21 protein-coding genes are annotated in these 22,697 nt (G+C 46.8%); 8 read left to right on the top strand and 13 right to left on the bottom strand.

From position 1 onward, the window contains the following. The coding region (locus Q369_RS27840) for a transposase (protein ID WP_031529322.1) at window positions 1-139 on the top strand (139 nt) is incomplete at its 5' end. A 141-nt stretch (window positions 140-280) separates the two neighbouring features. Here the strand turns inward: Q369_RS27840 and Q369_RS0118775 are convergent. The 11 genes from Q369_RS0118775 to Q369_RS0118825 all read right to left on the bottom strand — a co-directional run bounded on the left by Q369_RS0118775 (window position 281) and on the right by Q369_RS0118825 (window position 11,975). Further along, on the bottom strand, window positions 281-1,492 hold the full coding sequence (locus tag Q369_RS0118775) for a saccharopine dehydrogenase family protein (RefSeq protein WP_031529323.1): 1,212 nt from the start codon (window positions 1,490-1,492) through the stop codon (window positions 281-283). Window positions 1,493-1,583: 91 nt separating this feature from the next. After that, on the bottom strand, window positions 1,584-2,762 hold the full coding sequence (locus tag Q369_RS0118780) for a PQQ-dependent sugar dehydrogenase (RefSeq protein ID WP_031529324.1): 1,179 nt from the start codon (window positions 2,760-2,762) through the stop codon (window positions 1,584-1,586). A gap of 64 nt (window positions 2,763-2,826) precedes the next feature. Further along, on the bottom strand, window positions 2,827-4,191 hold the full coding sequence (locus tag Q369_RS0118785) for an alkaline phosphatase family protein (RefSeq protein WP_031529325.1): 1,365 nt from the start codon (window positions 4,189-4,191) through the stop codon (window positions 2,827-2,829). Further along, window positions 4,184-5,386, bottom strand: coding sequence for a metabolite traffic protein EboE (eboE, locus tag Q369_RS0118790; protein WP_031529326.1), 1,203 nt, complete (start codon window positions 5,384-5,386; stop codon window positions 4,184-4,186). The genes Q369_RS0118785 and eboE overlap by 8 nt, the downstream gene beginning before the upstream one ends. After that, a complete protein-coding gene (locus tag Q369_RS0118795; protein WP_031529327.1) occupies window positions 5,386-6,546 on the bottom strand; it encodes a 3-dehydroquinate synthase in 1,161 nt (386 codons plus the stop codon). The genes eboE and Q369_RS0118795 overlap by 1 nt, the downstream gene beginning before the upstream one ends. A gap of 39 nt (window positions 6,547-6,585) precedes the next feature. Beyond that, window positions 6,586-7,455, bottom strand: coding sequence for a UbiA-like protein EboC (eboC, locus tag Q369_RS0118800; RefSeq protein ID WP_031529328.1), 870 nt, complete (start codon window positions 7,453-7,455; stop codon window positions 6,586-6,588). A 1-nt stretch (window position 7,456) separates the two neighbouring features. Then, entirely contained in the window at window positions 7,457-8,479 is a 1,023-nt protein-coding gene (locus Q369_RS0118805; RefSeq protein ID WP_031529329.1) for a TatD family hydrolase, read from the bottom strand. 2 nt (window positions 8,480-8,481) lie between these two features. After that, window positions 8,482-9,333: an EboA domain-containing protein gene (locus tag Q369_RS0118810; RefSeq protein ID WP_031529330.1), complete on the bottom strand. Its 852-nt coding sequence runs from the start codon at window positions 9,331-9,333 to the stop codon at window positions 8,482-8,484. A 203-nt stretch (window positions 9,334-9,536) separates the two neighbouring features. Then, complete coding sequence (locus Q369_RS0118815; RefSeq protein WP_031529331.1) at window positions 9,537-10,166, bottom strand: MgtC/SapB family protein; 630 nt, start codon at window positions 10,164-10,166, stop codon at window positions 9,537-9,539. Window positions 10,167-10,247: 81 nt separating this feature from the next. Next, window positions 10,248-10,640 carry a DUF5618 family protein gene (locus Q369_RS0118820; protein ID WP_031529332.1) on the bottom strand — a complete coding sequence of 131 codons (393 nt, stop codon included), beginning with the start codon at window positions 10,638-10,640 and terminating at the stop codon, window positions 10,248-10,250. 45 nt (window positions 10,641-10,685) lie between these two features. Continuing rightward, window positions 10,686-11,975 carry an aminopeptidase P family protein gene (locus tag Q369_RS0118825; protein ID WP_031529333.1) on the bottom strand — a complete coding sequence of 430 codons (1,290 nt, stop codon included), beginning with the start codon at window positions 11,973-11,975 and terminating at the stop codon, window positions 10,686-10,688. A gap of 102 nt (window positions 11,976-12,077) precedes the next feature. On the opposite strand from Q369_RS0118825, the gene Q369_RS0118830 reads away from it, so the two are divergent. Further along, entirely contained in the window at window positions 12,078-13,604 is a 1,527-nt protein-coding gene (locus Q369_RS0118830) for a S8 family serine peptidase (protein WP_031529334.1), read from the top strand. On the opposite strand, the gene Q369_RS0118835 is transcribed toward Q369_RS0118830, so the two are convergent. Next, window positions 13,601-15,196 (bottom strand): Na+/H+ antiporter, encoded by a 1,596-nt coding sequence (locus Q369_RS0118835; protein WP_031529335.1) that lies wholly within the window; start codon window positions 15,194-15,196, stop codon window positions 13,601-13,603. The two genes, Q369_RS0118830 and Q369_RS0118835, sit on opposite strands and share 4 nt — an antisense overlap. A 252-nt stretch (window positions 15,197-15,448) precedes the next feature. Here Q369_RS0118835 and Q369_RS0118840 point away from each other — a divergent pair, with 252 nt between their 5' ends. From Q369_RS0118840 to Q369_RS0118860, 5 genes are all read left to right on the top strand, one after another. Beyond that, window positions 15,449-16,708, top strand: coding sequence for a Gfo/Idh/MocA family protein (locus tag Q369_RS0118840; protein ID WP_031529336.1), 1,260 nt, complete (start codon window positions 15,449-15,451; stop codon window positions 16,706-16,708). Between the two features lie 6 nt (window positions 16,709-16,714). Next, window positions 16,715-17,626 (top strand): sugar phosphate isomerase/epimerase family protein, encoded by a 912-nt coding sequence (locus Q369_RS0118845; RefSeq protein ID WP_031529337.1) that lies wholly within the window; start codon window positions 16,715-16,717, stop codon window positions 17,624-17,626. A 146-nt stretch (window positions 17,627-17,772) separates the two neighbouring features. Then, window positions 17,773-18,354 (top strand): Crp/Fnr family transcriptional regulator, encoded by a 582-nt coding sequence (locus tag Q369_RS0118850; RefSeq protein WP_031529338.1) that lies wholly within the window; start codon window positions 17,773-17,775, stop codon window positions 18,352-18,354. A gap of 91 nt (window positions 18,355-18,445) precedes the next feature. Beyond that, on the top strand, window positions 18,446-19,177 hold the full coding sequence (locus tag Q369_RS0118855) for a hypothetical protein (protein WP_031529339.1): 732 nt from the start codon (window positions 18,446-18,448) through the stop codon (window positions 19,175-19,177). 12 nt (window positions 19,178-19,189) lie between these two features. Then, a complete protein-coding gene (locus Q369_RS0118860; protein WP_169739264.1) occupies window positions 19,190-20,758 on the top strand; it encodes a PKD-like domain-containing protein in 1,569 nt (522 codons plus the stop codon). Window positions 20,759-20,799: 41 nt separating this feature from the next. Here Q369_RS0118860 and Q369_RS0118865 read toward each other — a convergent pair whose 3' ends face one another. After that, window positions 20,800-21,267 carry a hypothetical protein gene (locus Q369_RS0118865; protein ID WP_031529341.1) on the bottom strand — a complete coding sequence of 156 codons (468 nt, stop codon included), beginning with the start codon at window positions 21,265-21,267 and terminating at the stop codon, window positions 20,800-20,802. 135 nt (window positions 21,268-21,402) lie between these two features. On the opposite strand from Q369_RS0118865, the gene Q369_RS0118870 reads away from it, so the two are divergent. Continuing rightward, window positions 21,403-22,638: a spore maturation protein gene (locus Q369_RS0118870; RefSeq protein WP_031529342.1), complete on the top strand. Its 1,236-nt coding sequence runs from the start codon at window positions 21,403-21,405 to the stop codon at window positions 22,636-22,638. The last annotated feature ends 59 nt before the right edge of the window (window positions 22,639-22,697 follow it).

Below are 22,697 nucleotides of genomic sequence, written 5' to 3' on the forward strand. Positions count from 1 at the left end.
CTTTGATGTCGAACCGGTCTTTGGCAACATCAAAAATAACCACGGCTTCCGCCGGTTTATGCTCCGCGGCAAGCAAAAGGTCGAAATCGAATGGGGACTGATCGCATTAGCCCAGAATCTAAGGAAAAGAGCAGCTTAGGAGCGCCCGTTTCTTGCTTTTTAAGCCGAAAACAGCCGATTAGCTTTGAATGGATCGATATCGCGTTTCAATTTCCACTCAGTTTAAAGCAAATGGACGAGGGTGCCTCGGCTAAAACTGAGACACCCTCTTTTCATTTTGTCAATACTCGTGAGGAAGAGTCACATTAATCCGTTCGTTCCAGGGTAATCCGTGCTGGTTGAGCAAATCCATGAACGGATCGGGATTCAACTCTTCTACATTATATACACCCGGTTTCATCCACTCTTCATTCGTCAGCATCAGCATTGCGCCGATCATTGCGGGAACTCCCGTTGTGTAGCTTACAGCCTGAGCGCGTACTTCGCGGTAGCATTCAGCGTGGTCACAGTTGTTCCACACGTAATAAGTCTTCTCTTCTCCATTTTCAATACCTTTAATCTGGCAGCCAATAGAAGTTTGTCCTGAATAATTCTCACCCAAACTATCCGGTGCAGGTAATACTGCTTTCAGGAATTCAAGCGGAACGATATCCATTCCCTGGAATTTGATAGGTTTAATACTCGTCATACCCACGTTTTCAAGCACATTCAAATGTGTAATGTAAGCCTGTCCGAATGTCATCCAGAAACGCGCGCGCTTTAAAGTCGGGAAGTTCTTTACCAGAGATTCAAGCTCCTCGTGGTAAAGCACATAGCTTTCTTTTGGGCCGATACCTGGATATTCAATCGGTTTGTGAATCGACATTGCTGGTATTTCAACCCACTCGCCGTTTTCCCAATATCTTCCTGGTTGTGTGATTTCCCGGATATTAATCTCCGGATTGAAGTTCGTTGCAAATGCTTTTCCGTGATCTCCTGCATTACAGTCGATAATATCCAGGTAATGCATTTCGTCGAAATGATGCTTATTGGCGTAAGCTGTAAAAACCTGCGTAACACCCGGGTCGAAACCGCAGCCCAGAACGGCCATTAAACCTGCTTCCCTGAAACGTTCCTGGTAAGCCCATTGCCAGCTGTATTCAAACTTCGCAACATCCTTAGGTTCGTAATTGGCAGTATCGAGGTAATGTACGCCGGTCGCCAGGCAAGCTTCCATGATCGTTAAATCCTGGTAAGGCAATGCCACGTTGATCAGTAGCTTAGGTTGAAAACGCTTGATCAAGAGCACCGTTTCCGCTACTATATCCGCATCTACCTGCGCAGTCTGGATAGTAACTCCGTGCATTTCCTGTATTTCAGCGGCAATTTTATCGCATTTGGCCTTGGTGCGGCTCGCAAGCAGGATTTCGGTAAAAACGTGGCTGTTCATCGCACATTTGTGAGCAACAACGCTTCCTACTCCACCCGCGCCAATAATTAGGACTTTCGACATTTTTCTATTTTTAGACTTGTCAGGATTGAAAAGGCCCGAGAAGTTGGTTCAAATTTTCGGCAAAGATAAAATGGCGAACCTATTTTTCAACTTAATTTGCGCTCATCAGCTTCATTACCTTTCCGTCGCTGTAATTCAAAAAGTAAACCTCCCCATTTAGATCCTGGCCGAAAGAAGAAATGAATCCCTGCTTTTCCAACAAAAGTGTATTCTCCTTCTTGGTATCACCATCCAATTCTAGCGCCCAGATCCGCCCGCTTACATAATCGCCGTAAATGTATTTGCCAGCCAGTGAGGGTACCGATTTTCCACGATATACATAGCCGCCCGTGATCGATTTATCGCCATTGCTCTGAGCATAATCATGGATCGGTTCCACCAAACCTTCTCTATTGCAATTAGAACCCGGATTGTAGCAATCCACACCCTCTTTCAACCGCCAGCCGTAATTGCCGCCTTTGGTAATAATATCAATTTCCTCCCGCTCATTCTGACCCACATCTCCTGCAAAAAGGCGGGTGTTTTCCAGGTCAAAACTGATCCGCCAGGGATTTCTGAGACCGTATGCATAAATCTCCGCCAGATTTCCCTGCGTATTCGCGGCAAATGGATTATCGGCTGGGATACCATAGTTGCCTTTTCCAGTTCCATTCACATCCACACGCAGGATTTTGCCCAGATAGCTTTTGAGGTTTTGTGCATTATTCTCCGGATCGCCGCCGCTGCCTCCGTCGCCGGTCGCTATATATAGCAAACCATCTTTTCCGAAATGCATTGAGCCTCCGTTGTGGTTACTGTAAGGTTGATTGAATGTAAACAGCACGACCTCACTCGCGGGGTCGGCCTGGTTGGTAGCAGGATTGGCTTTGTAGCGTGCGATCGTCGTCTTCAATGGACTTCCATTAGTATAATTCACAAAGAAAAATCCATTCGTTTTATAGTCAGGGTGAAATGCCAGACCCAGCAAGCCGCGCTCGCCGCCGGAGGTTACTTTGTTTTTAATATCCAAAAAAGCGCTGCTGCTTGCTACGGAGCTGGTGTTGGCGAAAGTTCTGATGGTACCTTCCTGCTCAATCACGTAAAAACGGCTGCTGTCGCCCGGTGCCTGGACGAGCTCAACAGGTAAGCTGAATTTCAATGCAGGGAATGCGTCAGCGGATTTGATTCCGCCTGCCGGGATTTCCGGGACTTCTTGCGTATCGGGCTCCTTGGAAGAGCACGCAAGCAATAAAAAGGCGAATAAAAACGTGTGAATCAGGTGCGATTTCATAGTCAGGACGTTGATGTTTGTTAAGTCAACGTCCTGTAAATGATTTTTGTTTTTAAAACACGCTTTAAATCAAATGTTCCCAGATCACATCGTACACATCAACCGCTTCAATCTCGCTTTTTGCAAGCGGCGAGTCGGTAATGCAGATCGGGTAATATTGGCGGGGAACGTTGATACTCCCGTGAGAACCTTTCACCAAGGTGGCATCCAGCGGAATTACGTCCATCAGGTACCTGAACCCCATTAACTTGCGGGCGAGCTTATAGCCGGCGCGTACTTTAATCAAAGGATTTTTCGGGTCCATAAACATTTCAACCGGGTCATATCCCGGCTTTCTATGGATATCGACCAAATGCGCATAGTCGGGCGCTTTGGCGTCGTCGAGCCAGTAATAGTAGGTAAACCAGCTGTCAGGTTTGGCCATTACCACCAGGTCGCCCGAGCGTTCGTGGTCAATATGGTAGGCTTTCTGCTCTTCTTTATTCAATACCAGATCAATGCCCGGCGTTTGTTTCAAAACCTTTACAACACGTTCCTGCACAGATTGATCATTAATATAAACGTGCGCGATCTGGTGATCAGCTGCGGCAAATGCTTTGGAAGCACCTGCGTCCAGCAGTTCATACCACCTTTCAGTCCGCACCGCAATGGTACCTTCGTTCCGCAGTATCCGGTTGATATGGATCGGGTTACTTACAGGATTGATCCCGTATTCAGAGAGCAAGACGATCTTCGCATTCTTGGATTTATAATGCGTCACCAGCTCTTTCACCAAATTGTCTATCTCACCCAGTTCTTTGCTGATCTTCGAGAAATCAGGACCGAACTTTTGAAGACAGTAATCCAGATGCGGTAGGTAAATCAGCGTAAGTGTCGGGTCGTGCTTTTTGTCAACCCAAATGGAAGAATCTGCAATCCATTTACTCGATTTGATATTCGCATTCGGGCCCCAGAAATTGAACAATGGAAATTGCCCCAATTCTTTTTGAAGCTCGTCGCGCAGCTCCGGAGGGTAAGCGTAGCAGTCAGGCGCTTTTACACCGTCGGCGTGGTATTGCGGCCTCGGAGTTACCGAAAAATCGGCGGTAGAATACATATTGTACCACCAGAACATTTTGGCGCAGGTGAAATGCGGGTCAATCCTTTTCGCAGCTTCCCAGATCTTTTCGCCTTTTACAAGCTTGTTAGACTGTTTCCAGAACTTTACTTCCGCATCTTCCCGGTCATACCAACCATTTCCCACAATCCCATTCTCGGCCGGCCATTTGCCAGTGATATAGGTACTCTGAGAAGTGGTGGTAACTGCGGGTAAAACGGGCTTTATAGGGGTTAACTGCCGGTCTTTGATGTATTTGGCCAAAAACGGAGTATGTTCTCCGATCAGGTTTGCACTTAGTCCGACGATGTCGATTACTACTGTTTTATTCATAACTCAATATTTTCTTCACCCACTCCAGTTCTCTCACGATCGACTCGCCAATGGGCTTCTGCATATCTTCCGGCAACACGCCCCAGGTATAAGTCTCGACTTCCAGGTAATCCGAAAATGCATTTTCCTTATGAATCCCGAGCGTTTTGATGATATCAGACTGGGTAGATTCGAGTACTCCGTAGGTATTTACAAAAAGTGGTACGTGAAAATGCACGCGCCATTCTTTTTGGGTTTCATTCCAATCGCTGAGCGCCTCTTTCAGGTCAGGATAACGGGTTTTGCTCTGGCCTTCATTCAATGCAACTACCTGGTGCAGATAAACAGGCTCGTCGAAAGTTTCGATCGCTTTGAGCTTAATCTCTCTCTCATTTTCAAAATTCACCTTCAAAGCGGAGCTCACCTGAATGCGGCCCACTTTGATCCCGACTTCATTTAAAGAATCGAGAATTTCCTGCGGATCTTCAAATCCAACCGCGGCGTGGCATATATCGTAACAAAGCTGAATGTGCCTCAAAACTGCTTCTGTGGCTTGCTGATTGGTAAACCCGTATTTGGCGCCGAGGTATTCTTCGGCTCTGAGTAACAGCGTTTTTTTATACCATTCAACAAAGTCAACGGTATTGTCAAGAATCCCGTCGGGTTCCGGTTCAATGTCGAGATGCAGGTATTTGCCGGTTTGTTTTTCAATGCTGATCAGCGTATCCAGCAATTCCAGAATGTGCGAGGTAGCTCTTGCTGTCGCTTTCTGTTTGTCCTCTTCGGTTTCCCACCAGTAACGGTAAGATAACGGCGGCGTTGAAACTCCGCCGTGCATTCCTTCCGGCAGCAGCTCTGCAAGTATGTTAAACAGCCTGACGGTATATTCAAGCCGGTCGATCGTGGTCCAGTCGGGCGCATGCACATCGTCTTTCACGACTACGTTATGAAACCCGCCGTAGGGAAATCCATTGATCACAAAAACATATATATCATTTTCCGAAAGCCAGCTTTTGAATTCCGCCAGCACCTCGGGTTTACTCAATTCAATAGAAGCTTCATTCGCCACGCGCAGGCCAAGTCCAAATGGTTGGTCTGGCGACAGCTGCTGCTTGATAAAAGGCAGATTGTCCCGCAGTGACTGAAAATGGTCAGCCCACTTTTCTCCCGGGTGGATGTTACTGCAGTAGGTTAAATGTCCGTAAGGCGTGATCATTATGCGTGGATTATTTTTGAACTTTCCAGATAATCAACCGATTGTGCGATGATATCCGCATCAAGCTCGTGTACCTCAACTCCTTTTCCGATTTTTTCAAGTAACATAATGGTCAGCCTGCCGCCGAGGTGCTCACGAAATTCGTGCAATCCGTTGCGCAGGTTGATCTTATCGTTCTCAGCCAGTTTGGAATGATATAATTCAAAACCCAGCTTGTTCAAAACGTCGAGAATGCGGGTCAGATCAGCTTCGGCGAGCATACCTATTTTAGTTGCATACACACAATCCAGTGCAATGCCGATTGCGACTGCTTCTCCGTGGCGAACCTGGAAATCAGTCAGGTACTCTAATTTATGCGCAGCCCAGTGACCGAAATCCAGCGGCCGGGAAGAGCCGAATTCAAAAGGATCGCCGCCTGCAATGTGATCCGTGTGCATTTCGGCACAGCGGTGGATCAGGTATGCCATTACTTCCTCGTCGCGACCGGCCAGTGCTTCTGCATTGGCTTCAATCCATTCAAAAAACGCTGCATCTTTGATCAGCGCGACCTTGATCGCCTCTGCAATACCAGCGCGCCAGTCCCTGTCGTCGAGTGTGCGCAGATAAGTAAGGTCATTGAAAACAGCCACGGGAGGCGCAAACGTGCCCAGGAAGTTCTTCTTTCCTCTGAAATTGATGCTGTTTTTGACACCAACCCCTGAATCATTTTGGGCTAAAACGGTAGTCGGAATGCGGATCAGCTTGATACCCCGGTGCGAAACCGCCGCAGCATAACCTACCAGATCGAGTATTGCGCCGCCGCCAATTCCGATAACGAATGAATGCCGGTCGATCCCATGTGCGTCCACGGCTTCTACCAGGCTTTCGAACAATGCAGGATCATTCTTGCAAGCTTCGCCGCCAGGTATGATCATGATGTTTGCAGCAAGCTGTACCTGAGGTATCGCTGTTGTAAAATAAGTTTTGATCTCCTCAGAAAGCGTCGGATGAAATGCGGCGAAACCTTCGTCGACAATCACCAATGCTTTTCTCTGAAAGCCTTCTTCCGAAAACCCGGTAAAAAAGTCTTTCAGCAAAGGATTATTTACATCGAATAAATGCTGTGTGAAATACACCGCATAGTTATATTCTATTTTGAAACGCTGTTGTATGGTTTGCATTGAAAAAGACATTGAATGCAATGTGGGTTTATTTTAATACTAAGTTACGGCGAAAACCCGCGCGAGCAGCATCGACAGCGGCAGTAGTGCAAGTACCGCCAATCCAAGCGGAAGCAGACCAAAAGCAACGCAGTAGGAGGCATTCATCACGATAAGCGAGATAACACCAGCTTTCACAGCTTTCCCGATCAGCGGACCAACCGGATTTTGAATCGCATTCCATAATGGACGGCCGATTAGCCAGGCATGCAACAAAACGAAAGGAATCGTGAACAATATATTTCCTTCCCGGCTAGCAATCGTCAGCTGGGCCGCCATCACGATCGCATAAAGCAGCGCAGCGATATACAACGTGCGCTTTTTGCCGCCATGCACTTCGTCCTGACTGATCATCGTAATTGCAAAAATGTAAGCAATGGGCAGCAGCGCAATCCAGCCGTATTGCTGAAAAGATGCGGGTATGACGCTCATTCCGAGAATCAGATTGGCTCCCCGGCACATACCCATTGTGAGCGGGCCCATGAATGCATGATGTTTCGCAAAGCGATTGTAAAGTACAGTCAGCATTGCAATAACAACGGCAATCAAGCCGCTTAATCCGCTGAATAGCGCCGCAAAGAGCATACCGAATACCAGCAAAGAAATGCCCAGAAAGGTAGCCGAAACCAGAGGTACTTTCCCGCTTGGGATTGGTCTTTCCGGCCGCTCGATACTATCCAGTTTGGCGTCGAAAACATCATTCATCACCACGCCGCCGCCGTACAGTCCCAGGGTAGAAGCTACCAGTAATGCTGGGGAGAAATCCGAAAAGGTGAATTGAGCTATCGCCAGGCCGGCAAGAATGTCGGCAATGGCGGTGACCAGGTTGGCCGGGCGCGTTAGTTGTAGATAGGGTTTGATGCTGCTCACGTTACCTGATCACTATGGAGTCTTTAACAGGAGCCGGCTGCTGCCCGCCTCTCAGAATGCTGTTTCCGTGAAACTTCGCAGTCTGGTCGATCTCGTAGCCATTTTCAAAATCACTCACGTCTATCTGTCCGCTTTTACCAAATGCATCGATCGCATTCTGGTAAGTTACTTGCCGGATCGCTTCGTCTGAAATCCCTTTCATTTTCATCAATGCGGCTGTTTTCGGAATGGCGAGCGGATCAGAGATACCCCAGTCGGCAGCGGAGTTGACCATAATGCGTTCAGGTCCGTATTGTTCCACTACTTTCACCATTCTCTCATTTCCCATTTTGGTAAACGGATAAATCGTGAATGCAGCCCAGAAGCCCTGGTCGAGCACACTCTTCACTGTTTCTTCATTGTTATGGTCCACGATCACCCACGACGGGTCAAGGCCGTGTTCAATTGCAATCGCCATGGAACGCTCGGTACCTTTCTTCTTATCCCGGTGCGGTGTGTGAATTTGTACCGGCAGCTTTGCTTCTTTTGCCAGTTCAAGTTGCAGTCTGTAATACTTTTCCTCAGCAGGAGTTTGATCATCAAAACCGATTTCACCAACTCCCACGACGCCTTCTTTGTATATATATAACGGCAAAATCTCCATTACCTGCTCGGCCAGCGGCTCATTATTGGCTTCGCGGGAGTTCAAGCCCATTGTACAATAATGCTTGATCCCGAACTGCGAAGAGCGGAATCTCTCCCAACCAACCAAGCTGCTGTAATAATCTTTAAAGCTCGAAAGCCCAGTACGCGGCTGACCAACCCAGAATGCGGGCTCGATCAATGCAACAATCCCGGCCTGGTGCATTGCCTGGTAATCGTCGGTGGTGCGGGAAACCATGTGGATATGCGGATCAAAAAAACGCATTCCTTTGATCAAATCACGGTAATCGTTCCAGGCAATATCCCGGTGCGCAGTTGCTGTCTCTTCGCTTTCTTCGAAGTGCGAAGGATTGGGCGCGTTTTCATTGTGGTTTAGGCACATAATTAGGAATGTTCAAGTTCGGTCCAGGTCAGTTCACCTGATCTGACAGATTTTTCGAGATCTGTATATTTGGCCAGAAGGTATTTCGCATTCTGCAAAGAAGATTCGAAGCATGCTAATGCAGCGGCTTTCTGGTCTTCCTTGTTCTCTGATTCAAAAAGGTGCTGCATATCGGCAAGCAAAGTCGGGTTCATGAATTTACCAACCAGTCGCCAAACCTGCGGAGCTACCCTGCGGCCGGCTGCCCAGCGTTCGTGCGCAAAATCGGATAACGTCAGTGCCAACTTTTCATTGGCGCGGTTTTCCAGTCCCTCGATCAAATGAATAGGTTTATCATTAAAAATCGTCTTCAATACCAGTTGGTTCCAGGCCAGTTCATTGAAATACTTTTCGGGATAAGGATTGTGCAGTGCAATTGCATCAAACACAAAACCCATATTGGAGCGCACCGCGTCGGTGGCCTTGAAAAGCCACTGATCGGGATAGGAGAGCAGCGGCAATGCGGAGTACAATGCAACCAGCTCGTTCATTTCGGCAGTATCGAACAGAGTTTCAATGTTCTTGACGTACTCACTCTTATCTGAGGGATCGAGCTGGGTAAGCAGCCACACGCGGCTCAGGCGAACAAGCGACCATTTATTCACTGAAAAGCCAGGTATCTCCATATTAAGCGACCATTTTTCGTCTCCGGATACCGCTACTATTTTCTTTGCAAGAAAGCGGGGAGCTGCTACGAAAGCCGTCATTAATTCCAGAGGCGCAGCAGATCCTTTTTGCTGTAACCATTCAGATTCCGCAGCAGAAGTGTTCCTGCCTATTATCTCCCAAAGCTTATGCTTAACTATGTCAGACATTTTTTTAAAGGAAAACTGACTTGCATGCCAGCAGGCAAAATCAGTAAGGTTTCGGGTTGTTTTAGTATAAATGTTTATTTCGCTTTATAAAGTTTCCCTAACAACTATTATAACGGTTTGATGTGGCTGGAAAACTCGCTTTGGGCGTTTTGAGCTTCAATTTTAATCAAAAACTAATGCAGCAATGCTGATAAAAATCAGTTTCAAAAATCAAACTCTTTGATCTCCGGATCATTCAGAAGTCGCCGGGTGAGCTCGTTGTGGTTCTTCTCGGAACCCTGTAATGTCCAGCTTCCGGTTATTTTATCTCCAACCCGGCTTTGTTCGCCAAGTAATATACTCATATCGAGTTTCTTGAATAAATCTTCATATACTTTGAGGGATTGTTGCTGGTAAATGCACACCAGCCGGTAGTTGCGGATCTGACTTTTCTTGCGAATGAACTTCTGAACAGGCGCAAGGATCACCAGCGACATTCCTGAAATCACAAAACAAGCGAAAGTTGCCTCATAGTAACCAGCCCCGATCCCCATTCCGACTGCGGCGGTAACCCACACAATGGCGGCGGTGGTAATTCCAACTACACGGTTATTTTCGCGGAAGATAATGCCAGCGCCGATGAAGCCGATACCTGTAACAATGTTGGCAGCAATCCTGCCGGCATCAGAGCTGACCCTGATAGACAGGATCGTAAAAAGGGTGGAGCCCACTGCGATCAAAATCATGGTGCGCAGCCCGGCAGACTTGCTGCGGTATTCGCGCTCAGCACCGATAATTGCGCCAAGGAAGAAGGATAAAAGCAGTTTATAAATGTCTTCCGCAAGGAATTCCATGCAAGCGTAATTTACGTGTTAACAACAAAAAGCCGGAAAGATGCTAATCTCCCCGGCTCGCAAACTTACATAACTAATCTATCACGCGCTGCCAGTTTTTCTTTCAACCCAGTGGATCAACTTTTCCGCTTCTTCGATTCCAAGCTTTGCCAATGCGGCACTTCTTGCGCCATCGTATGCCATATCCAGGTGAAGTACCTGGTAAGCGGTCATAAAGGAATTGAGCATTTTCTTGTCAGCCTGCGAAAGATGCTGTTTATACCAGTCCACATCCTTTCTGCCGCGCGTTTTCTTTCCGAAAATTTCATCAAGAACCAGCAAAATACCCGTATAGGCAGTGTGTCCGGCCATTTTCACGTACTTAGGATCCTGGAAGTACCCATCTTCTTTACGCGCCTTTTCACTCAAAATCTGCTTTGCATTCGCCAGATAGCGTCTTGCTTCTTCAATAGAATGGGAGGTGTTTTCTTTTATAAGTGTATGTTCAGTTTTTTTTCAAATATAGCAAAATGGCAACGCTCAGCTATTCATAATCTCCTCGATCTCATCCGCTTCCAGAGGAATATCCTCCATTAAATCAATATTGCCGGTTTCGGTGATCAGAATATCGTTTTCTAAACGGATACCTAAGCCTTCTTCACGGATGTAAATGCCTGGCTCACAGGTGAAGACCATGCCTGGCTCAAAGCGGCGGTATTTGTTTCCTACATCGTGAATGTCGAGACCGAGGAAATGCGAGGTACCGTGCGGGAAGTACTTTTTGTAAGCCGGCCAGTCAGGATCTTGTTTTTCAATTGCTTCCTTCGTTAGTAAACCAAGTCCGATCAGCTCGCTTTCCATAACTTTACCTACTTCGCGGTGGTATTCGTCCCAGATATTACCACTCACCAGCATTCCCTTTGCCGCTTTAAATACGCGCAGTACAGCATCATATACTTCGCGCTGCCTTTTGGTAAAGCGGCCATTAACAGGAATACTCCGGGTGAGGTCGGCGCCGTAATTGGCATATTCGGCGGCAACATCGAGTAGTAGAATGTCGCCGTCTTTACAAGGCTGGTTATTCTGAATGTAATGCAAAACACAAGCATTAGCCCCCGATGCAATAATGGGCTGGTAAGAAAAACCTTTGGAACGTTTTCGGATAAATTCGTGAACAAGCTCAGCCTCGATCTCGAATTCCTGCACCCCGGGCTTTACAAATTTCAGTACGCGCTCAAAACCCGCTTTTGTAATCTCACAAGCCTTTTGAAGTAGTTCCACTTCTATCGGATGTTTCGTCGCGCGCAGCTGGTGCATCAGCGGCGCGATTCGCAGGAGCGTATGCAGCGGATACTTTTCCCTAAAGTCTCGCACGAAACGCGCATCGCGGCTTTGTACCTGCGAGTCGTGACGGGTATGTTCGTTGGTATTCAGGTAAACATTCTCAGCTTCGAAAATGATGTTCCCGAATACAGTTTCAAACTGGTGCGTCCAGAAGATCGACTGAATACCGGTTACTTCTTTTGCCTGTTCCTTCGTTAGCTTTTCACCTTCCCAAACCGCGATCAGCTCATTTGTTTCACGTAAAAACAACACTTCCCGGAATTTTGGATCGGGATGGTCCGGGAAAATGAGCAGCATCGTTTCTTCCTGGTCCGCGCCGGTGAGGTAGAACAGGTCAGTGTTTTGTTTGAAGCCCATTGTACCATCTGCATTGGTTGGCATAATGTCATTTGAATTCAAAATGGCGAGTGATTTTGGCTTCATCAACTGGGTCAGACGGCGGCGGTTTTCTATAAACAGGGTTTTGTCAATACGGTCGTAGCGCATGGTCGGTTATTTTTTGTAACTCTAATTTAATTTGTAAAATTACGTTTAACTTGTTCTTTCCTTGAGGATACCAAATAAAGAATACCTAACTGATTTTCGTTCATGAAAAGATTGCTTCTGATTGCATTTGTCCTGATACCTGTTGCTTTAACTGCATCTCCCAAATATTGGATTTATCTGAAAAACAAAGATCTGGGAGCATCGCCCGCAGTATCCCGGCAAACAATGGAATGTCGGCAGATGCTGGGTTTGGTAAGATCTGACGAAACCGACTTACCTGTACGGACAGATTACGAGCAAGCTTTGAAGGCGCATTCGGTAAATATCATCAACCGTTCGAAATGGTTGAATGCAGTATCAGCAGTGCTCACCAGCGAGCAGGCAATGAAAGTGCGGGAATTGGACTTTGTGAAGGAAGTGGTTCCCATTGATCCTGGTTTTTACGTTGCCAAAACCCAGCCCATTGAAAAAGCACAAATGGCGCCGGTAATGTCACAGGTACAAGCCAGCGCATTCCTGAAAGAAGGCATTACTGCGAAAGATGTGACCATCGGCGTTATTGATGCAGGCTTTTACGGAGCCGACTCGTCACTTTCACTTACACAGGTTTTTTCCAACAAAAGAATACTCGCAATTCGGGATTATGTAAAGCCGGGCCGCCCGGGGGAATTGCTTTTCAGCACTGCCGAAAGTTTTTCGGATATGCACGGTACCGAAGTAATGGCGGCGATTGCCGGTGTGGACTTCCAGGATGAAATCCAGTACGGAATGGCTACCAATGCAAAATTCTATCTGGCCCGCACGGATTATTCCATGCGTGAATACCGCGGCGAAGAAGACAACTGGATCGCTGCAATGGAATGGATGGACAGCCTGGGTGTACGGCTGATCAATACTTCTCTGGGTTATGCCAAAGGTTTCTCAGATCCGAAAGAAAACTATATACCCTCACAAATGGATGGTAAGACGAGCGCAATTACCCGCGCCGCCCAAATTGCGTCCGATAAAAAAGGTATTATGCTGATCGTTTCGGCCGGCAATGAAGGAGATGATAAAAGCTGGGGGATTGTATCAGCGCCAGCGGATGCAAAGGGAGTTCTTTCGGTTGGGGCGACCAATGGAAAGCTCTGGAACAGGATCGGGTACAGCAGTGTAGGGCCGGAGTTTTTACCTTATGTAAAACCGAATGTATCCTGCTTTTCATTGTACGGTACTTCACTTTCGGCGCCTGTGATTACCGGTTTTGCTGCCTGCCTTTTACAGGCGAATCCGAAGCTTACCAACAAGGAGCTGATCTCGTTGATCGAGAAATCCTCACATTTATATCCCTACGGAAACAATTTTGTTGGATACGGCGTACCCCAAGCGTCGCGTGCGCTCGCCTTAGCAAAAGCACCTTACCTGCCCGACAATGCAAAATTGATCAAGGCAAAAGGTCGCAGCTGCGATGTGGAAGTGTCCAGCTCTGATTCGCTGGTGGCCGTTTACCGGAAGAAAACGAATAAAGACGTTTTGTCTCAGCAGGTTGCCAAGGTCCAAAATGGAAAAGTGTCCCTCAAACGTCAGAATGGGGAACACTTTACAACTATTGACCTGAAAGACAATGTGATCGAAGTAGAATGGGACTAATGTGATTTGCGGAGACGCGCTTCTTCAAGGTCGAGCTCTCTTTCTTTTATTCTGATCAATTCATCTGCGCAGGCTCTTTCCCTGCGCAGTTTTATTATCTCGCCACGCTTCACTTCTATGATTTCTAGCAGCATCTTCCGGTATTTACGGATTGCGCTTCTATTGGAATCATCATTGGAATGCAGGAATTTGCTGTCTGCCATTTCTATAATCTTCTCATAGCGTTCTTTTAAAAGCCGGAAAGGCTCGAACTCAGCAATTTCCCCGTCGTAGTTGGATTTCATATAGTCCAGACTGACCGTAGCAAGCCGCGAGTTCATCATTGCATTCTGCTCTTCCATATTCTCGCCATCGTCTTCGATTTTCAGCCATCGGATGATCAACGGAAGGCTAAGTCCCTGCAATACAAGTGTAAAGAGTATTACCACAAACGTAATAAACAGGAATAGGTTACGATGCGGGAAAGCTGCGCCGCTGATCGTCAATGGAATTGCAAGTGCAGACGCCAGAGATACAACACCCCGCATCCCGCTCCATGCTACAATGAAAACGGGCTGCCATTTCGGCCTGGGTTCGCCTTCCCGGATAGACCTGAACAGCATACGAGGCAGATAGGTGGCCGGAAATACCCAGATAATACGGATCATGATCGTGAGCACGCTGATAATCACAGCGTAGGAAATTACTTCTGTGACCGTATAGCAGTCGAGGCCGAGCATTACCTCGGGCAATTGCAGACCGATCAGGATAAATACAATGCCGTTGAGCAGGAATATGACCGTTTCCCAAACATAGTTGGTCTGCATTCGGGACTGGTAGGTAAAGAGCTCGTGAGAGCGGAAGCTGAGAAAGAGCCCGCCACTTACCACCGACAAAACGCCGGAGTAGTGATAGTGCTCAGCCGCAATGTACATCAGGTAAGGAGATATGAATGTAAGCGCAGTGTCAATGCTGGGGGTAGTTGGGAAAAACCGGTGTACGACGTACAAAACGTGCGCGATCGCCAGGCCGATTAACACGCCCATTACTGCGACCATCAGGAAATCGACACCCGCTTTCCAGAATACAAACTGGCCCGAAGCAACTGTTGCGAGTGCCACACGGAAAACGATCAGGGAGGATGCGTCGTTTACCAGACTCTCGCCTTCCAGGATAGTCACCACTCTTTTTGGCACTTTCAAACCTTGCAAAACAGAAGTAGCTGCTACCGCGTCAGGTGGAGAGATAATCCCGCCGAGTACGAAGCCCATTGCCAATGTAAATCCAGGGATCAATGCATTTGAAACATAAGCTACGGCGGTGGCGGTAAAGAAAACAAGTCCGAATGCGAGCAGGGAAATCGGTCTTTTCGCAGCCCAGAAATCTTTCCATGAAGTGTTCCAGGCCGCACTGTAAAGCAGGGGAGGAAGGAATATCAGAAATACCCAGTCGGGCGCCAGTTCAAGTATTGGCATGCCGGGGATAAAGCTGATTATCAAACCGGCAATTACCAGGAATATAGGATATGAGACACCAATTTTTTCGCTTACCATCGTAAGCATTGCGACCACAAAAAGCAGGGATATGATGAGGAGTAGATTGTCGTGAATCATATTAAGAAATAGAGGTTCGGGGATATAAAAGTATGCATTTCATTCGTTTATCATTATGAAACTTTTGCGTGTGGTCGAACACGCAATTTGAATTTTTGGTTTTACATTAGCAGAAAAATTACAGTTTTGTTTATCTTTATTGCCTCAGTTTATGTCGAATCTGTGGCAGTATACTTAAAAAATCAAATTTTCGGTAAATCTATCACCTAATCCCTATTAACAATGAGTACTTCTCGAAGAGATGTCCTGAAAATGGCGGGAATGGCGTTCGCTGGTAGCGCGCTTCCAGCCGTTACGATCCTGAACCCCAACCGTGCTTTTGGCGGTGTCAACAGCGAAACTTTGAAGATCGGTTTGATTGGTTGCGGCGGTCGCGGATCAGGTGCTGCTAATCAGGCTTTGAAAGCTGATCCTAATGTTGTTCTTCACGCAGTTGGAGATATTTTCAAAGATAAAATGGACTCCTCTCTTGCTAACCTGACCAAAATTCACGGTCCAAAGGTTAAAGTAGAGGAAGGTAATAAGTTTATCGGGTTTGATGCATATAAAAAAGTCCTGGAATCAGGTGTGGATGTAGTGCTTCTAGCAACTCCTCCTCACTTCCGTCCGGAGCATTTGACCGCAGCTATCAATGCAGGCAAGCACGTATTCTGCGAAAAGCCGGTAGCAGTAGATGCGCCGGGCGTACGTAAAGTGCTTGATGCGGCGAAATTGGCAAAACAGAAAAACCTTTCTCTGATGTCGGGTTTCTGCTGGCGCTACCACGAGCCGAAGCGTGCAAGCTTTGCAAGAATCCTCGACGGTGCAGTAGGGGATATCACAGCGATTTATAACACTTATGATACCGGTACACTCTGGTCGTTCCCCCGTGTAGCGGGCTGGTCCGATGCAGAATATGTATTGCGTAACTGGACGTACTATACCTGGCTTGCCGGTGACCACATCGTGGAGCAGGCTGTACACAGTATCGATATGATGTCGTGGGCAATGGGTGGTAAGCTGCCGGTTTCGGCGGTAGGTACAGGCGGTCGCCAGGTACGTACTGACTCGCTGTTCGGAAATATCTTCGACCACTTCTCGGTTGTTTACGATTACGACAATGGCGTAAAAGGCTTCCACCATTCGAGACAGCAGGCTAACTGCGAAAACAGCTATCTCGTACAAACACTGGGTACAAAAGGAAGCGCGATGGTAAACTGCGCGCGGAACGTACACGAAATCACGGGAGCTAATCCTTGGAAATATGAAGGTGTTCAGAACGATATGTACCAGACTGAGCACAACGAGCTATTTGCTTCTATCCGTAGCGGCAAGCTGATCAACGACGGAGAATTTATGGCGCACAGCACCCTGATCGCGATCATGGGTAGAATGGCATCTTACACAGGCAAACGCGTAACCTGGAATGATGCGATGAACTCATCTGAAAAGCTGGGTCCTGATACTTACAGCTTCGATATGAAACCTCCCGTTGTGGAAGTTGCTAAACCAGGTATCACTGCATTCTCCTGATATTTCATGCAGCGTAGAGAATTTCTCAAAAGTGCGGCCGTAGCTACCTCAGCTATGGCCGTTACTTCATCTGTGGTGTCCGGTGCGGCATTGCAGACTGCACCTTTGGCCAAACCCATGATCAAGAAAAGTCTGAAATGGGGGATGGTGAAAGAAGATTTGTCAGTAATGGACAAATTTAAATTGCTTAAAGACCTTGGTTACGACGGCGTAGAGCTCGATTCTCCCGACGAAAAACTGACAATGAAGGAGATCCTGGCAGCCCGCGATAAAACGGGACTGGAGCTTCCGGGGACAGTTAATTCCATGCACTGGAAACTCCCGCTTTCCGATCCGGATCCTAAAAAGCGCGAGGAATGCGTGAAGTCCATTGAGAAGGCATTGATTGATACCAAAGCAATGGGCGGTACCACTGTTTTGGTGGTGCCCGGTGTTGTGAATGCGACAACTACTTATGCCGAAGCTTACGAACGTTCGCAAAAGGAAATCAGGAAACTGCTTCCTGTTGCTGAAAAAACGGGCGTGAAAATCGCATTTGAAAATGTTTGGAACCAGTTTCTGCTGAGTCCGTTGGAAGCTGCCCGTTTTGTAGACGAGTTCAAGCACCCGATGGTAGGCTGGTATTTTGATGTAGGCAATGTGCTGCGTTACAGCTGGCCGGTTTCGTGGATCGAAGCGCTGGACAAACGTATATTGAAGCTCGACCTGAAAGAATTCAGCTTTAAAAAGCAAAACGAACTGGGTCTTTGGAAAGGGTTTGATGTAGAATTCATGGAAGGTGACTGCAACTGGGCCGAAGTGAACAAAGCATTGACCAAGATCGGTTACTCAGGCTGGGCTTCTGCCGAAGTCGCAGGCGGCGACAGAAAACGCCTGCTTACGATCCGTGAGAAAATGGACGAGGTATTTAAAGCCTGATTTACAGGTGTTACAAATCATGTTTAAAGCCTGGCTTATGCCGGGCTTTTTGCTTTCTGATTGAAATTAAAAACCTCTCGCTCTGGTGTTGGAAAGTACTGGTAAAGTGTTAATCTTGCGGTACTTCAGCTCTATCTCACACTATCATGTATTCAGAATTTATTACCTCCCTATCAGGTATTCTTCCTATCAGCGAACAGGTTTGTACGCAGTTTATCCACAAGATGAAGTTTGTCAATGTGCTAAGAGGCAGTTTACTGCTTTCTGAGGGGGATGTATGTGACAAGCTTTGGTTTGTCAGGTGCGGATTGGTGAGAGGATACCAGCTCGTTGATAAGCAGGACGGTACTTTGGGGGATATCACGGAATGGTTTGCTAAGGAAAACGACTTTTTCCATTCCGCCGCCAGCTTCGTAAATCAGATCCCCGCCCGTGAATACATTGAAGTGCTCGAACCCTCCAAGCTGATTTACATTTCACGGCATGATCTGTACCAGCTTTACCACGATTTCCCGGAAATCTGCTGCCTGGGCCGCATTATTGCGGAACGAACTGCGCTTGTACAAAGTGAGCTGCTCCGCGAAATGCGCGTTTTATCCGCACCTCAAAAGTTTGAAGCTTTTCGGATACGCTCCAAAGAACTAGTCGCCCGCGTTCCTCAAAAATACATCGCTTCTTACCTCGGCATTTCCGAGAACTACGTCAGCAAGCTCAAAGCGAAATACTGAATTTTCTGGGTTTTTGTAGGTCGAAAAGCTGGGTTTTCCCAGAATTGATGTCCCAAACTCTCTATTTATTTGTATAAAAACATCAACAAATATGAAGAGAGCAAGTCAATTACTTGGGTGGACAATCTATGTCCTTTTCTGCACAATCATCTCCGCCCGCGGGCAGCCTACACAGGGCGTCGCAAAAGCCAAAGAATACATTGATCAGGAAGTACAGCGGCATCGATGGGAATTCAATGTGAATGCGGGTAATTTGTTCAAACTTGGCAGGTCAGGAACCTACCAGTATTACTATTCGATCAAGCGCAATTCACATGCGAGCACTAACGGTAAAGGGAGAGCCTGGCGATTTGCATTGAGCCCACAGATTGGTGGACACAAACAACTATATCCTGGTGATACGTCAACCCTCGGCCAGTGGGATCGCAACAACTACGATATCAAACCTATGTTTGTAATTGGACATGAGTGGCAAAGATCTCATGGGAGAACTACACTGTTCGGAGGGGTTGACTTTGGTGGGTTAATTCGTTTGAGCAAAGGCACTGCTTACAATGTGATATCGAAATGGGATAGTAATGTTCGTGGCAGACTAATCACTAAATCTCATACAAGTTTGGTTTGGCTGTCCAGCTTCTTGGGTGTTAAGCTCTATCTAAACCACCGAGTTTCGGTATCCATCGAAAGTCACATCCAATTTCAATACTATATAACCGGTTTGAGGACCTCATTTGAAGATCAGTTTATTTCCAGAAACCTGCTGATCTGGAAAGGTATAGAACCTCTGCCATGTTATCTAATCAACCTCAGTTATAACCTTTAAGCAAACGGCTTTATGAAAGCAATTTCTAAAATCCTGGGCACCATATTCTTACTACTTGGATCACTTAACATTTATGCAGCTACCAATCCGATTGTTAGAATCAAGGGATATCAGGCAAGCTCGATCCACGATGGAATTAATTTCTTCAACTTAAATCCGAGTAATGCCAGTTATTCTAATCAATATAAGTACGACGCTCTTATAGAATTTGCAGATGAGAGTACCATACCTAAGACCGCTGCAGTGAGCTATGAATGGATTCCGGTAGGAGGCACTGTGATAAATGGAAAGAATTCTAGTCAGTTGACAATCACTTGGGATAATACGAAAAACTACAATAATGGTATTCCGAGCAAATCTTTACGTCTGAAAGTAACCTTCAAGTGGACACCACAGGGAGGGTCAGAGCAAACACAGGATATTCTTAGTCGACTCGCGAATGATGCAGCACTTGCCCAACCTATTGAAGTTAAATACATTAGTGAACCAACATCTTTGTCCTTCAATGGTTCAACAGTCGGCAACAACAGCTCATTGCAGTATGCATGCGGCGCAGGACAGAAAACGATTTCCGTCCCTGCGGTAGTTACCGATCCTAATGCGCCTGTCACGTATTACTTCTATTATCCCGCTGGCTGGTCAGGCCCGGCGAGCTCGACTGTGCCGTCAGTGACAGTGAACACGCATGTGAATGCAGCAGGGAAAATTACAGTAGAAGCAAAACGAAACGATACCGATAATTTCAGGACTAAGATTACAATCAACATCACAAGACCCACGCCAACCAAGCCCGTTATCAACTCCCCAGACATCCTTCTCTGTGCGCCGAAGATAATAACCGCCAGCGCAAACAATGCAACCAGCTACACCTGGTCAACAACCGGCGGCGTAACGGCTACTCCGCAAGTTAATACCAGCTCTGCGCAGATTACCGGCGTGTCTGACGGAACCGTAAAGGTAGCCGCAGTTTCATCGGTTTGTGCGATGACTTCTGCATTTAGTTCGCCAATTAATGTCAAGCGCAGTGCGCCGAAACCCGCTTCGTTACTGGTCACTGCTAATGGCGGCGGCTCGCCGGATTTTATGTGTAATGGAGCTGGCGTGATGCTAAATGCGTACACTTCTGAGCCGGGCACCGTTTTCGGACAATGGAAAGCGAGTGATCCTGCAAATACGATACTGAATGGAAATGGTGGTTCCGCTTACTTCAACTCCTACGTTAATAATTGTTACGGAATTGATATCGTGGTAAGTAACTGTTTTGGGACGGTTCAGAAAGGAATCACCATTTGCGTCGATAATTGCGCGAAGCCCAATCCCATTTACGCGATTTATCCCAATCCGGCGAGCGACTTTATTAATATCGCATTTGGCGAAGCAGATTCAGTAGAGCTGCCTGAGTTTATCAATATTACGAGCGAAAGGGAAGAAAAAGCGATACGGTCTCTTATTGTGGCAGAGCAAGATCTAAATGACAACGTACTCAGGGTGCCGGTATCTGATCTGCCAAGAGGTGTATATTACTTTGTATTTGTCTACAAAAACAGCCTGCCGAAAAGCACGCGCGTCTTGTTAGAATAGCGCATTCAATATCAAGTCAGTTTTCCTCAACTCGATGTTCCTCACTTCTTCACCTTATACCGCGTTCTCGCGTAGTGCCTGATTGTTGAGATCTTCAATTGGCCCTGGTCAATCTTCACCAGTTTGTATTCTTTGAACTCGCCTTTTTTGTCCAGGAAACCAATAATGCAGGATTGCTTCTCTTTTCCTTTCTGAATCTCGACTGTTGGCATAATCCCGAAATTGGGCACCTTCAATGTATCCTCCACATCAAGCGCTTTGTACGTCATCTTGATCAGGAAGTCGAACGTCGCTTTTGTTTCGTAAACCTCAACTGCGAACTTAAAGTCATTCAGCGGATCTTCTACTTTTTCGCTGTAAGTGGCAACCGGCAGCTTCTCAACTTCCGTGCGTTCAAGGGCAATTGTGTCATTTACTACTTTTTCGCCGCCATTGCCCGTGCTGCCTGAATCAGTTTGTCCGTTGCACGCGTACAGTATTACCAGGACAAGTAGGTAACAATACTTCATGGAAAATTGAGGTTTGGTTTGAGATGAGTTCCTGCTTTGCAATATACTTTTGTTATTTGCATTAAATGCAATATTTTACTTACTGCATTGTAAACAAAACATTACCAAACCTGCCTCTTTCCCCGGATTTTAACCATGGCATTGAACTATATTTTTGTCGGCTTCTTCGTCGTAGCCTTTGTAATCGCCTTCCTGAAATTTATTCTCACCGGCGATGTACAGACTTTCAAGGAGGTGACGGAAGGAATGCTGAAAATGGCCGAAGTAGCGGTAATGGATATTGCGCTGCCGCTTACCGGGGTGATGACATTCTTTTTAGGGATTTTGAATGTGGGTGAAAAGGCGGGGATTATTAACCAGCTGGCGCGGATTATCGGTCCGTTCTTTAACAAGCTTTTTCCAGAAGTACCGGAAGACCATCCCGCGCACGGACAGATGATCATGAATTTCTCGGCTAACTTCCTGGGCCTGGATAATGCAGCTACTCCCTTTGGACTCAGGGCAATGCAAAGCCTGCAGGAGCTAAACCCGGTCAAAGACACTGCTTCCAATGCACAGATCATGTTTCTTGTACTGCATACTTCCGGTTTGCAGATCATCCCGCTCTCCATTATTGCGCAGCGGGCAATTCTGGGCGCTGAAAGTCCGTCGGATGTTTTTATTCCCTGTGTGGTAGGTACTTATATTACTACGGTGGTAGCAATGATCATTACGGCCGCCTGGCAGAAGATCAATCTCTTCAATCGCACTATCCTGCTCTGGCTCGGGTCGATCACTGCATTTCTTGCATTTATGCTCTGGTACCTTTCGGGTTTGCCCAAAGAACAAATTGAAAAAATCTCCATTTTCGTAGGTAACTCTGTGCTGCTCGCTGTGATCGCAGGATTTTTGGGTGTGGCTTTGTACAAAAAAATCAATGTATTTGAGTCTTTTATCGATGGCGCGAAAGCGGGTTTTACGACTACTGTCACCATTATTCCCTATCTGGTAGGATTGCTGGTGGCGATCAGTGCATTCCGGGCTTGTGGGGCAATGGACTATTTAATTGACGGTTTGAAGTACCTTTTTTCACTGACCGGAATGAACACGGATTTTACGGATGCTTTGCCCGTTGCATTGATGAAACCACTGAGCGGCAGCGGCGCGCGTGCATTGATGATCGATGCAATGAAGGAATTCGGGCCGGACTCTTTCGTCGGCAGACTGGTATGTATTTTCCAGGGATCAGCTGATACAACATTATATATCGTTGCATTATACTTTGGCTCGGTTGGTATCAAGAACACCAGGTATGCGATTGTGGCCGGTTTGATTGCTGATTTCGTCGGAGTACTTGCCGGGATCTGGCTTGGATACTTATTTTTTCACTGATAATAAGACTTTTTGGTTATTACCCTTTTACACTTATATGCAACCGTCCGTCCAAAATG

It is taken from the genome of Dyadobacter crusticola DSM 16708, from assembly GCF_000701505.1.
Lineage (GTDB): Bacteria > Bacteroidota > Bacteroidia > Cytophagales > Spirosomataceae > Dyadobacter > Dyadobacter crusticola.